The 12,444-nt window shown below is 48.6% G+C and carries 12 protein-coding genes and 1 riboswitch; of the genes, 8 read left to right on the plus strand and 4 right to left on the minus strand.

Translation table 11 applies throughout. The annotated features are described in order from the left end of the window. Nucleotides 1–990 (minus strand): ABC transporter substrate-binding protein, encoded by a 990-nt coding sequence (locus tag FA954_RS03225; protein ID WP_037993002.1) that lies wholly within the window; start codon nucleotides 988–990, stop codon nucleotides 1–3. Between the two features lie 76 nt (nucleotides 991–1,066). Further along, a riboswitch (TPP riboswitch) is annotated at nucleotides 1,067–1,177 on the minus strand. A gap of 151 nt (nucleotides 1,178–1,328) precedes the next feature. Between FA954_RS03225 and FA954_RS03230 the strand changes: the two genes are divergently transcribed. The 3 genes from FA954_RS03230 (at nucleotide 1,329) to FA954_RS03240 (ending at nucleotide 5,130) form a co-directional block, all read left to right on the plus strand. After that, nucleotides 1,329–2,243: an RluA family pseudouridine synthase gene (locus FA954_RS03230; protein WP_037993000.1), complete on the plus strand. Its 915-nt coding sequence runs from the start codon at nucleotides 1,329–1,331 to the stop codon at nucleotides 2,241–2,243. Nucleotides 2,244–2,470: 227 nt separating this feature from the next. Then, nucleotides 2,471–4,075 carry an esterase/lipase family protein gene (locus tag FA954_RS03235; RefSeq protein WP_052186591.1) on the plus strand — a complete coding sequence of 535 codons (1,605 nt, stop codon included), beginning with the start codon at nucleotides 2,471–2,473 and terminating at the stop codon, nucleotides 4,073–4,075. A 293-nt stretch (nucleotides 4,076–4,368) separates the two neighbouring features. Further along, nucleotides 4,369–5,130, plus strand: coding sequence for an SDR family oxidoreductase (locus FA954_RS03240; RefSeq protein ID WP_049720552.1), 762 nt, complete (start codon nucleotides 4,369–4,371; stop codon nucleotides 5,128–5,130). A gap of 116 nt (nucleotides 5,131–5,246) precedes the next feature. On the opposite strand, the gene FA954_RS13595 is transcribed toward FA954_RS03240, so the two are convergent. Continuing rightward, on the minus strand, nucleotides 5,247–5,408 hold the full coding sequence (locus tag FA954_RS13595) for a hypothetical protein (RefSeq protein ID WP_156097693.1): 162 nt from the start codon (nucleotides 5,406–5,408) through the stop codon (nucleotides 5,247–5,249). A gap of 151 nt (nucleotides 5,409–5,559) precedes the next feature. Between FA954_RS13595 and FA954_RS03245 the strand changes: the two genes are divergently transcribed. The 3 genes from FA954_RS03245 to FA954_RS03255 all read left to right on the plus strand — a co-directional run bounded on the left by FA954_RS03245 (nucleotide 5,560) and on the right by FA954_RS03255 (nucleotide 9,835). Next, on the plus strand, nucleotides 5,560–8,112 hold the full coding sequence (locus FA954_RS03245) for a transglycosylase domain-containing protein (protein ID WP_049720551.1): 2,553 nt from the start codon (nucleotides 5,560–5,562) through the stop codon (nucleotides 8,110–8,112). A gap of 90 nt (nucleotides 8,113–8,202) precedes the next feature. Next, on the plus strand, nucleotides 8,203–9,246 hold the full coding sequence (locus tag FA954_RS03250; protein WP_131470907.1) for a YkvI family membrane protein: 1,044 nt from the start codon (nucleotides 8,203–8,205) through the stop codon (nucleotides 9,244–9,246). 31 nt (nucleotides 9,247–9,277) lie between these two features. Continuing rightward, nucleotides 9,278–9,835, plus strand: a complete 558-nt coding sequence (locus FA954_RS03255; RefSeq protein ID WP_049720550.1) for a glycerol-3-phosphate acyltransferase — start codon at nucleotides 9,278–9,280, stop codon at nucleotides 9,833–9,835. Nucleotides 9,836–9,841: 6 nt separating this feature from the next. Here the strand turns inward: FA954_RS03255 and FA954_RS03260 are convergent, their stop codons facing one another. Then, nucleotides 9,842–10,636, minus strand: a complete 795-nt coding sequence (locus tag FA954_RS03260) for a DUF2797 domain-containing protein (protein WP_037992990.1) — start codon at nucleotides 10,634–10,636, stop codon at nucleotides 9,842–9,844. A 142-nt stretch (nucleotides 10,637–10,778) separates the two neighbouring features. Between FA954_RS03260 and FA954_RS03265 the strand changes: the two genes are divergently transcribed. Together FA954_RS03265 and FA954_RS03270 are read left to right on the plus strand one after the other, a co-directional pair. Beyond that, nucleotides 10,779–10,970: a hypothetical protein gene (locus FA954_RS03265; RefSeq protein ID WP_131470908.1), complete on the plus strand. Its 192-nt coding sequence runs from the start codon at nucleotides 10,779–10,781 to the stop codon at nucleotides 10,968–10,970. 20 nt (nucleotides 10,971–10,990) lie between these two features. Next, nucleotides 10,991–11,866: an SDH family Clp fold serine proteinase gene (locus tag FA954_RS03270; RefSeq protein ID WP_049720548.1), complete on the plus strand. Its 876-nt coding sequence runs from the start codon at nucleotides 10,991–10,993 to the stop codon at nucleotides 11,864–11,866. A gap of 250 nt (nucleotides 11,867–12,116) precedes the next feature. Here FA954_RS03270 and FA954_RS03275 read toward each other — a convergent pair whose 3' ends face one another. After that, entirely contained in the window at nucleotides 12,117–12,437 is a 321-nt protein-coding gene (locus FA954_RS03275; protein WP_037992988.1) for a metal-sensitive transcriptional regulator, read from the minus strand. Nucleotides 12,438–12,444 lie beyond the last annotated feature (7 nt).

Below are 12,444 nucleotides of genomic sequence, written 5' to 3' on the forward strand. Positions count from 1 at the left end.
TCAGTTTCCTCCTTCCGGCAAAAATTCATTGGTAAAGGCTTCGTTGGGTACAAATTTTCCCTCCAAAAGGTGGTGATCGCTCAGCCATTTGGCATAGTCCGCCCAAACTTCTTCTTTTTGCCATCCCCAAACTTTGGCATCATCCTTGTAACGGGGGCTGATCCATGCCTGGCTTTTTTTCACCAGTTCGGGATTTAAATCCGGCACTTCCCGGATCAGAATGTCAGCCGCTTGATCGGGATGGTCAATGGCAAACTGATAACCTTTGCTGACGGCTTTCATAAAGGATTGAACGGTTTCTTTGTTTTGGCTGATTTGTTTTTCGCTGGTGATGAGAACCGGGGTGTAATAGTCCAGAGCACGGTCATAATCTTTCAGGTAGACCATGTTCAGCTTTTCGCCGCGCAATTCGGCTTCAATGCCGGTCCATCCGTAATAAATCCACATAAAGTCGATATTTTGTTTGGACGCTTGGAAAAAGTCGACGTTTCCGGTGTTGATGATTTTGACTTTGTTTGCATCCGCCTGATCTTTTTCCATCAAAGAAGTCAGGATCTGTTTTTCAACCGGCGAACCGAAGCCGCCGTAGACTTTGCCTTCAAAATCTTTCGGCCGTTGAATCTGTTTGTCGCGGAGAGAGGCAAAGCCGGAAGTGTTATGTTGCAACACGGCCGCGATGGAAATGATCGGAATCCCTTGGGTTCGGGCATGGGTGACGTTTTCTTGATAACTGACGCCAAAATCGGCCTGCCCGGAAGCAACCATTTGCTCCGCGCCGCTGTTGCCGGGTTGGATAATTTGGACATCAAGCCCTTGTTCTTTGAAATAGCCCTTTTCTTTTGCTACGTACAGTCCGGTGTGATTGGTGTTCGGGGTCCAGTCGAGCACGATTTTGACTGTTTGTCTGGAAGAGTCCCCGGTTGAGGAACATGCCGCCAGAAACAAGGCGAACAAGGTGAAAAGTGCCGTGAGCACCAGACGTTGTTTCATTTTTGTACTCCTTCCTGGTTGCATGCAAAGGGGAAGACACAAAAAAGCACCCCTGATGGAGGGATGCTTGTGCTTGTCTGAAACCATGCGCAATCCCTACGCCGGCATAATCCGGATCAGGTTGTGAGGGTCAGTGTATCGGTACACTATCTCAGCCGGCCAATCTCCGGCTCCCCTTTGCAGGTATTTTTTTGGTTTTGGCATCATTATAACGAATGGATGAAATCATTGTCTATTATATATAATTACAATTATTTACAAAAGGGATTCTTTCTCGTTGATTTCACCCGTGCTATACTAGAAACGTTTGGAATCATCATGTCTTTTTGAGGTGTTTCATGAATAACCAGATCCAATTCACCCATGTCGTTTCCGGAGAAGAAGACGGGAAAATGTTGAAACAAATTCTCCGGAACAAGTACCGTTTTTCCAAAAGAATGATGACCCGCCTGAAAAGGAACCGGTTGGTCACGGTCAACGGCGAAGTGCGTTATTTTACGAGCCGGGTCAGGGAAGGGGACCAAATTGAAATCCGCTATATGGAAGAGGAATCGGAAACCGTCCTTCCCCAACCCGTTTCTTTTGACATTGTCGAAGAAGATGAAGATTTGATCGTGATTGACAAGCCGCCCGGCTTGGTGGTCCACCCCACGCGCGGTTATAAGGAAGGTACTTTGGCCAATGGGTTGATTTACCATTGGGAACAAAGAGGGGAACGAAGAAAGTTCCGGCCGGTGACCCGGCTGGACCGGGACACTTCCGGATTGATGGTGGTAGCCAAACATGCATACACGCATGCTTTTTTGGCGGCCCAAATGGAAAAAAAGCATTATGAACGAAGCTATCATGCCGTTGTCCATGGCCGGGTGGAAGACGAAAGCGGCACCATTGACAAGCCCATTCAAATGTTGCCGGAGGAAAAAGGGGGACGCGTCGTATCTGAGGAAGGCGTCCGCGCCGTTACCCGCTTTCAAGTCGTCAAGCGCTTCCAAGAAACCACTTTGTTGCGTTTGTGGTTGGAAACCGGACGCACGCATCAGATTCGGATTCATTTGGCATCCATCGGCCACCCCATCATTGGCGATCCGTTGTACGGAACCGGGGATGATCAACATCTGATCGGTCGGCAAGCCTTGCACGCTTCTTATCTCCGTTTGCTCCATCCCCGGTGGCATGAATGGAAAGAATGGGAGTCCCCGCTTCCGGAAGATATCCGGCAACTGCTTGAAACATTGGAAGCTGGAGCGTGTTGAATCATTGAGACTTGGCAAGGACAAGGCCGGGTCTGCATGTTCCCCGCTTTGGAACATGCAAACCATTAAATTTTCAAATATTCAAAATTTTATTTGTGGAATTTTATAGAATACGATATAATCAAAATTGAAAAATGGTTTGCAAGACCTTATGTTCTCTTGGAAACGCAAATGTTTCAGAAATAGATGTCGCAATCTTCTGTATATGAAAAAAGGAGGAGATTGTGTTGCGCCGGCCTTGGTGTTTTTTGCTTTGTTTGTTGTTGGCCTTCAGCATGTTTTTGCCCGCCGGATGGGTCGGGGCTGAGAGTGAGGAAATTCCCCCTCCCCAACCGATGGGAAATGTGATCAGCAATCAGTTGCCCCCTCCCTCTGAAGACACCACCCCCGGAACCTGGTTTTTGGGAGCCACTCCGGCAAATGCCGACCCGAACAAACTTCCCATCGTCTTTGTCCAAGGAATGAACGGAAAAGCCCAAAACTGGTGGAACGAGACCAATTATCACGGATTGAATGATATGTATGAAACCGCATACAACAACGGTTACCGGACCGCTTTTGTCCAATTGTATGATGCCGGCGGAAAGCCATCCAGCCAGTGGGATAACGGAGAATTGCTGGCCCGGATGCTGAAGGAAATTTATGACCATTTCGGACAGAAGGTGAATATTGTCGCACACAGCAAAGGTGGTCCTGACACGCAGGCAGCCTTGATTCATTATGGCGCGTATCCGTATGTATCAAAAGTGGTCACCTTAGGCTCCCCGCATCACGGTTCGCATCTTGCGGATCTGGCACACAGTTCCTGGGCCGGGTGGCTGGCAGAGTTGCTGGGACAGCGTTCGGATGCGACCTATTCCTTGCAAACGGGCGAAATGGCAAAGTACCGCGAACAAACCGACAGTCATCCCGATGCGGTTAAAAACGTTTATTACACTGCTGCGGGCACCAATTGGGGACCGAGTTTGTCGGCCTTGTGGTTTGGCGGTTTCTACTTGTCTTCCCATGGAGACAATGACGGGTTGGTGAATGTCTGGAGCACCGATCTTCCTTATGGAAACCATCTGTTTACCAAGGATGTGGATCATGATGCCATCCGGACCGGAACCGTCGCCTTTGCGGAAATCGATTCCGTGCTTCGCTCTGGTCAAGTGGTGCAAACCCGGCAGGATGTTCCCCGGATGAAGGAAGAAAGTGCTGACCATTTTGTCAGAGGGGGACCGTTGACGGCAGGCGAGCAAGCGGAAGAAACGATTTCGGTGGATGCCGGTTCGGAAGAAATCCTTTTCACCGTGCTTACCAAATCCCCTGAAGTGAAAGTCCGGTTGATCTCGCCATCCGGCAAAGTTTACACCGAAACCAGCGGCGTTTTTTCCAAAGCGACGGATGAAGCCTTCTTTCAAGGGGCGGCTGTGCAAATGTTTCATCTTAATGGAAGCCAGTTGGAAAGCGGAAACTGGACGATGCAAATGAACAGTCCGCAAACCGATGCTTATCTCTTGATCACCACCTATTCCGGAGCGGATACCCTTTCGTTCACGCTTCCGGCCAAAGCCGATTCCGGCCGTATCCCCTTACAGATGAATTGGAAAAACACGAATTTGAAACAACTGCAAGGATCCATCCAAGTGATTTCCCCGCGGGGGGAGAAAATTCGAACCGAAAAAATCACCGCCGGACAAATCCTGAAAAATGTACCGGATCTGGCTGACCGCTTCGGGTTGAAGGAGCCGGGCACCTACAATGTCACCATCGATCTTCAGGGAACCAAAGCCGACGGAACGCCTTTTGCACGCACCATCGTCCGGTCGGTTTACATCGGAAAACAGTGAGCGGACCGACGGCAGAGGGTTGCCACATCCTAAATCCGGCATCCGGAGATTTGCGGCGACGGTTGCCGGGAATGTTTGCAAGCAGACTGTGCAAGACAGCGGGCAATGTATCCAAAGTTGCCTGCTGTTTTTTTTATGAAGCAGTTTACCGGCCGGGAGAATCGGGCAATTTTCGGAGTGGGACTTCCAACGCCATATATTATAATAATAGACAAAATTTGCGACCGGGGATGGTATCATAATTTCCAAATGGCCGGACATAAAAATGTTTTGAATAAGGAGATGAATGTTTGATGGCGCAAAAAGAAAAGCCGGTGGCCTGGGTTGTCGGCGGCCCCAAAGGGCTGGGCGTGATGGTGGCCAAAGGGCTGGCTGAGGACGGTTACCGGATTGTGATCAATTATCGACAAAGTCGGAGTGCGGCGCAAAAAATGAAAAAAGAGATCGAAAAAAATGGAGGAGAAGCGGTCATTCTCCAAGGAGATATCAGCAACAAAGAGGATATCCGGCGCATGGTCGGTGAGGTTCGTGAAGATTTGGGGAGGATCGATGCCCTTGTCTGCACGGCCGGACCGTTTATTTTCAAGAAAACGCCCGTGATCGACTTTACGGATGAACATTGGCGTGACATGATCGACGGCAATTTATCCGGCGTTTTTTATTTGGTGCGGGAAGTGATTCCGATGATGCGCAACCAGGGAGGAGGGCGGATCATTACTTTCGGGTATCCGGAAGCGGATAAAGTGTTCGGATGGACCGGTTACGGGCCCTATGCCGCCGCGAAAACGGGATTGGCGGTGTTGACGCAAACACTGGCCCGTGAGGAAGCGGCCCATCAAATTACCGTCAATATGATCCTGCCCGGGGATATTCGCGATCCCTATAAAGAAGCATCCATTTGCGAAGCGAGGGGGAAGGAAGACCAACGCACCCCGGTCGGAAGGCCGGGCACCGGGGAGGATGTCGCACGCGTGGTCCGCTTTTTGGTCCATCCCGATTCCGATTTTATCACCGGTGCCATGATTCCAGTGACTGGGGGTTTCATCAATGGATGATATTATGTAGAATGAGCATAAGATTCGTGTAATATTGCTGTAATATTTTTTAAAAATGACAAACCATTTTGCAGGCTCTTAAGTTATAATGGGTAAGTATTCGAGAGAAGAAAAGATTACTTCTTTTGGAGGAGCCAACTCCAAGCAAACCAACAACCGGCACTGACCAGTCCGCCGATGAGACCGGTGATTCCTGCAACTTTCCATAAATAAAAGGTAAGGAAAAGGCTGATGATCCCGGTCAACCGACTGGAAAAAACTGCAGCTTTTTTGTGCATGACGACGCTCACCACCTTTTCGTTTATCATAGCACAAAAGCGGATGTGCAGGAATTGGTCAGCCTCATTGTCAAATTATCTATAGGTTTTCGTGCTTTTTTGAAGGTGGAAGCATGGATTGGATAGAACAATGGTTTCGGGAGGGTAATCGATGGATGATTTTCGCAGGGTGAGCATGAAAAGTGGTTATAGCCCGATGCCTCCGCGCTCACGCAGTGAACGAGTGGGTCCCCGTTCGCGTTCCCGTTCGGGTGGCGGCGGCGGACGCAAACCGCCCAAAACCGGGTGGAAGAGATTTCTTTCTTGGAAATGGCTTGTATTGGTATTGGTGACATCTCTGCTCCTGATGGTGGGCGGATGTTCAGCCATTATGTTAAGCGAAGGCACTTATGATTTGAAAAAAATTCAAAAAGAAAATATGCCATTTAGTTCCAAACTGTATGATGCCAATGATGAAGTGATTGCCACCATTGGTACGAAACAGCGTGAGTGGGCGGATATTGAAAAGTTAAAAGCAAAAAACCCGATGCTGGTCGACGCTTTTGTCAAAACGGAAGACCGTCGTTTCTATAAACATATCGGGGTTGACTTTGAAGGTTTGTCCCGGGCTGTGGTCAAAAACATCGTCGCCATGGGTGCGGCCCAAGGGGCAAGTACCATCACCCAACAGGTTTGTAAAAACATTATCCTGGAAAATGCCGAAAAAACCATGACCCGGAAGATCAAGGAGCTGGGTTGTTCGCTGAATCTTGAAAAGAGATACAGCAAGGATGATATTTTGGAAGCCTATTTAAACTTTATCGGATTCGGCGGCCGGGTAGCCGGTGTGCGTCTGGCTTCCAAGGTGTATTTTGGCAAGGACCCGGTTGAAGAAAAACTGGAGCCGCAAGAAGTGGCCATGCTTGCCGGGATGCCCAAGGCGCCCAACAAGTACAATCCGCTTAAACATCCGGATAAAGCAATCGAGCGCCGAAATGTCGTCTTGACGATGGTCATGCCGGTGGATGATGAGATGGAGCCGATGCTTTCGGAAGAAGAGGCCAAAAAGCTGGCGCAAAAGCCACTGGAAACTTGTAAAGAATGTGAACAAGAGTATCTGAAACAAAACGAGTTTGATGCTTATAAAGATTTGGTCATTGATGAATTGGAAGAAATATACGGCTTGAATGAAGAAGATCTGGAACAACTGGGACTCAATATTTATACCGGTTTGAATTTGAAAGCCCAAAAAGCGGTGGAAGAGGCTCTGAAAGATGATTCGCTGTTTACCAATAATGAAGGAAAATCTTTGGAGGGGGCCGACGCCGGGATTACCATTATTGATCCCAAAACGGGGCTGATCCGAGCCGTGGGAGGCGGCCGCGAATATAAACCGGGATACCGAAACCGGGCGGTGGCCGATCCGGTGCAACCGGGATCGACGATCAAACCATTGACCGTCTATTCCCCGGCCATTCAGGATCTTGGTTATAATGAGTATTTCACGGTTGAAGACAAAAAGGTGGACTTTGCCGGCGACTGGAGTCCAAGCAACTACTCAGGAGGTCCCAAAGGTGAGGTCAGCATGAAATACATGGTGGCCAACTCGCTGAACTTGTCGACGATTCACTTGTTGCGAGAAGTCGGACTGGAACGGGCCTATAATTACGGGCAAAAACTGGGGCTGGATTTGCAACCGGCGGATAAAGGATATGCACCCCTTGCTCTGGGAGGTTTGAACAAAGGGGTTACTTCCAAGCAAATGGCGCAAGCGTACTCCGTCTTCCCGAATAAAGGTTCTTATAAGCATGCGTACACCATCCGGAAAGTGGTGCAAGGAGACAAAGAGTTGGAGCCCAAAAAAGAAAAAGATGAAAAAGAAACCAAAGTCTTTGATGAAAAGACCGCTTATTGGATGACCCGCATGTTGAAGAATGTCATTACCGAAGGTTCCGGTAAAAAAGCCGCCTTGCATAACGACTGGGATGTTGCCGGGAAAACCGGTACGATCCAAGGCGGGCAAGCCGGATGGTTTGTCGGGTACACCCCCAATATGGTGATGGCTGTCAACGTGTTCTATCCCCAAGGCGGACAGGACAACCCGTACCTGACCGGGGGAAGCGCACCGGCGAAAATCTTCGGCTATGTGATGAACAAAGCGCTGGAAGGGGAGAAACCTCAGAAATTCCAGTTTAACGCACCTGAACCGCAACCGCCGTTTGAGTTGAAACAACCTCAATTAAGTGCGTCGCAACAAAGTGACGGTATTCTCTTGAAGTGGGGTGAACAGGGAGACCGCGTCAAATTCCAGGTATGGCGTGCAGAGGAAGGGCAAGACTTCCAGATGATTAAAGAATTGCCCGGAACCGTGGGAGAATATAAAGATCCCGTGCAACCGCCTCAAGGAGGAAACTTCCTGGATAATCTCTTCGGCGGAGGAGGGCAACCTGCCTCCAAAACCTACCGCTATAAAGTGGTGGCCATTGACACGGAGAAAAACGATCAAAAAGAATCGGGTGTCGTTTCGGTTACACTGGCCCCGCAAGGGGAAGAAAAACCGGATGACGGGGAAAAACCGGAAGATCCGAATGATCCGGGAAATGGAGACGACAACAATAACTTCCCGTTCCCCGGACCCGGCAACGGCAATGACCAAGGGGACAACGGAAATAACGGTGACGATGGCAAGAAGGATGATGACAAAAAAGGAGGATGGCCCTGGTAATCCAAAGACCAGCCAAAAACTTGGCTGGTCTTTTCTTATGCCCGTGATCATAAACTAGTCCTGACAGTCGGACAAAGGGGTTAGGGTTGTATGTGGTCACTGAGGAGATGGAGTTTGGCTCTCCGGATCAGTTTTGTCTATGCGGGAACCGCTGTTGGAGCCGGATTTGCTTCCGGACAGGAAATCATGCAATTTTTTACTTCTCACGGGAAAGACAGCATTTGGGGAGTCCTGTTTGCCATCGGGATGTTTTCATGGTTGGGAGTCCGCATGCTTCTCATGGGAAGCCGGTTGGGCACCCCGTCCTATGAAGATTTCAACTGTTATTTGTTTGGCGAATATTGGGGGAAATGGATGAGCCGGTTGGTCAGTCTCATGTTATTCGGCATCACAACCGCGATGTTGTCCGGCTCGGGGGCTTTGTTTGAGGAACAACTCGGATTGTCTTTTCATTTGGGGGTCATGATAACGGTCTTCATTGCATATGTCGTCATTTTAAGGGGAATGGACGGCATCTTATCGGTCAACTCCCTTGTCGTTCCCATGATGCTTCTGTTTATCGGGATGGTCGCGATTCATGCTTGGAAGACAGCGGATTGGTCTTCTTATATGCCCTTTGCTTTGGTGCCGTCCCGCTATCATTGGTTGGTGCCGTCCCTCATTTACGTGGCTTACAATTTGTCGTTGATGCAAGCGGTCTTGATCCCGTTGGGGGCCAAAGTGGCCGATGAGCCTGTGGTGATGGCGGGAGGGATGATGGGTGGCTTGGGCTTGGGCTTGATGCTTTTTGCCAGCAACCTCGCCATGCAGATTTATTGGACGGATGTGTCTCATCTGAAGATTCCCATGGCTTTTGTCATCAGCCGGTTGGGCGCCGGGCTCAAATACTTCTTTTTATTGGTGATGTGGGCGGAGATTTTGACCACCCTCATCGGCAATGTATACGGGTTGACCGTCAGTTTGAAACCGTGGATTCCGTACCATCCGGCAACTGTGATGGCTGTGATTTTTGGATTGGGCTATCTGTTTTCCTTGTTCGGTTTTCCGGTGTTGATCGGGTTTTTGTACCCTTTTTTCGGTTATGCCGGGCTGGTGACCCTGATCCGGTTGGCACTATGCCGTTTGCCGGCATAATTTGTTAAAAAACAGGGAAGGAGGGGACAGCATGAGTTTTGTTTGTATCTTGGCCGGCGCTTATCTGATGGGAGCTTTGCCGCTTCATCTCTGGGCTTTGGGAAAGTATCCGTTTCGATCCCAATTGCAGCCGCGCGAATATTTTTTAATAATTGTAATTGACTTGGTGAAAGGAATGGCAGCAACTCTTTTCGGCATGGCTTTGGGAGGGTGGCCGGGAGCGTGCTTTGCGGCTGTCCTGGTTGTCGCCGGCAGTATGTATTCTGTGTTCTTGGGTTTTCAAGGGAATTACGGATTGACCGTCGCAGCGGGAGCATTGCTGATTTTAAGCCCGGTGTTGGTTTTGGTGGGAATCATTATTTATTTTTTCAGTTTGCTGTTCACCCGTTATCTGTTTTTGTCCACACTGCTTACGACCATGGCGATGATTATTCTCGGATTGATTCTGGTGACCCATTTTTATGCATGGCTTGTCATTTTGGTTTTGGGAAGCCTCATTCTCTTCCGAATGAAGCCGAATTGGCGGCACATCCGCCGGAATTTGGGACCGCCGTACCGGTTTAAAAACTTCTTTCGCCGGATACATTAAAAATGCTCAAAGCGAAATGGAAATTTTGTATCCGGCATGTTTGCGCACCTGAAATACTCCGGTGTCAAAGATTAAGTATTGTGCTTTGATGCCGATCAATGTCCCGCGGATGGCCGGTTGTTTTTTAAAGTTCAGGGAAGTGATTTTATCGGGAACTTGAAGCTGGGGATAAGTGAATTCATGAATTTCCGTTTCAGGAAGGATGCAAGGCTGGAACCGTTCCGGCAGTTTTTTGATCAGTTCTTTCCGGGTTTGATACAAATCCGCGTCATTGATTTCATTTTTCAGCATTTTGCGCCAGTTGGTTTTGTCCGTAATGAATTGGGAAAGGAACACTTCCGCTTCGCCGGCGTCTTTGCGTGTAGCCACTTCCAAAACGGGCAATGCCTGCACCGCCCCTTGATCGATCCAGCGGTTGAACCGGTTGCTTTTTCGCGTGATGCCGACTTTGATATCGCTGGATAAAGCGAGATAAACAATATGGGGGCACATGCAATGATGCTCGCCGAAGGCGTTGTCCCGGCAAGTTCCCTGATGGAAATGGCACAATTCCGGTTTGACGATGCAAAGATCATTGACCGGGAGTTTTTTAAAACAAGGAAAGCATGAGCTGTTGTTACCGTAAAATTTTTTGGTTTTCCGTCCGCAATACCGGCATCGCAATTCATCCAGAAATCGGATTTCCATTTCCCTGCCCAAAAAATCATTCAAAGGGATGACTTGGTCATCCACTTTCAGCTCATAGTGTACAGGCCGGGCGGGGCGATGCTGAAGCGGCTCTAAAAATCCGGTGTATTTCACTGTAAAACTCCTATCTTTATGGAATCGACTTAATATATTAGTATAGCAAACGGGAAAGTGCCCAACAATGGAAAGTCGGGGGAATCACCGTGATCTTTCGGAAAGGGAATGCATATAGTATACTAAAAAAAGGAGCTTGCGAATGAGACAAGGAGGGAAGCAAGCGATGTTTGACACACTCCTTACAGCCAAAGAGAAATTGTTGCGCGAAAACAACCGGAATGATTTTGAGTGCTTTGCCAAATCGGTGCAAAAGCTGAAAAGGGATATGGAGGCTTTGGGAATCAAGCCGACGAAAGAAAAGTTGTACGGCCGTCCCTATCAAAGCCAATAATGAAAAGAGAAGGAGATTCCATGGATCACCAACAATTTCCAAAGCAAAGTCCTCTTTATCACGCTGTCCATCGCGACCGGTACGAACGGCAGGCATTGATGAGAGAATTGGAAAAGAAGACGGGGCGCCGCATTTTGGTGTACATGGCGAACCTGACCCATCCGGACAGCGCCATTACCCGGGAAGATATTGCTCCGTTTTATGAGATTGTTTCTTCTTTGGAGGACTCGTGTGATGTGGATTTGATCATCGAAAGCCCCGGTGGCGATCCGAATGCGGCGGAAACATTGGTGCACACGCTGTTTTCCAAAACCAGGCATCTTCGGGTGATTGTCCCGCAGGCAGCCAAAAGTGCGGCCACCTTGATCAGCCTGGCTGCGGATGAAATTGTGATGAGCGACACATCGGAACTGGGTCCGATCGATCCTCAGGTTTCGATTCCGACCGTGCTCGGTTATCAATACCGGCCCGCTCAAGCTTTCCTGAACGGACTCGAATTGATTAAAAAAGAACATGCAAATGGACAACCTTTAAATGCAGCCTATCTTCCTTTTTTGCAGGGCGTGGATGCGGCATTGATTGACTTTTGCCATAAATCGATTGAACATTCGAAACGTTTGGCCATCAAGTGGTTGAGCCGGTCCATGTATAAAAACAATCTGCTGAAGGCCAAGCGGATTGCCGAGACGTTGATCAACATAGACAAATATCCGAATCACGGTTCAGTCATCGGTTATGAGGAGGCCAAAGCGATCGGGCTGAAAGTGGTGTACCAACCGGCCGGGGATGAATTCTGGCAGGGAATGTGGCGTCTTTACACGCGTTATTTGGTGTATATGCGTGAGAAAACCGCCGTAAAGTTGTTTGAAAGTCATGATGTCTCCATCACGGTTTAAAATTTTATTTTTTCATTTTTTGTTGAAACTTTTCCGAAGCATGATCCGTTATAATAGATAGAGAAGCAAACAGACGCAGCATGACGATGCAACAATGGATGGAGCAGAGAAAACAACTTTCCTTTCCAATTTGTAAATGGATGATCTCATGTTCTCACGCGTCACTGATGGCAAGTAGAAATCCAAAACGTTTGACCCCCTTAAGCAGACAGGTTGGCGGGATCCGCCAACCTGTCTGCATTTTCACTGCTTATTTCATCAACTTATTCATGGTCACAAGCAATTCGTCAATCACTTCCATTTCGCCTTCTTGGAGACGTTCCACCACACAACTTCTCAAATGGCCTTCCAAAAGGATTTTGCCCACACTGTTTAAAGCCGATTGGATCGCTGCAATCTGATTTAACACATCATCGCAGTAAGTATCATTGTCGATCATTTTTTTGACACCGCGAATTTGCCCTTCAATGCGGTTGAGCCTGGAAATCAGATTGTTTTTCACTTTGTCGGGGTGGTGGCTTTTCCGGGTTTCCCCCGCCGGGCAATCCGAAGACGGTTTCTGCGTTTGCATTCCATTC

It is taken from the genome of Thermoactinomyces vulgaris, assembly GCF_005886755.1.
In the GTDB taxonomy this organism is placed as follows: Bacteria; Bacillota; Bacilli; order Thermoactinomycetales; family Thermoactinomycetaceae; genus Thermoactinomyces; species Thermoactinomyces vulgaris.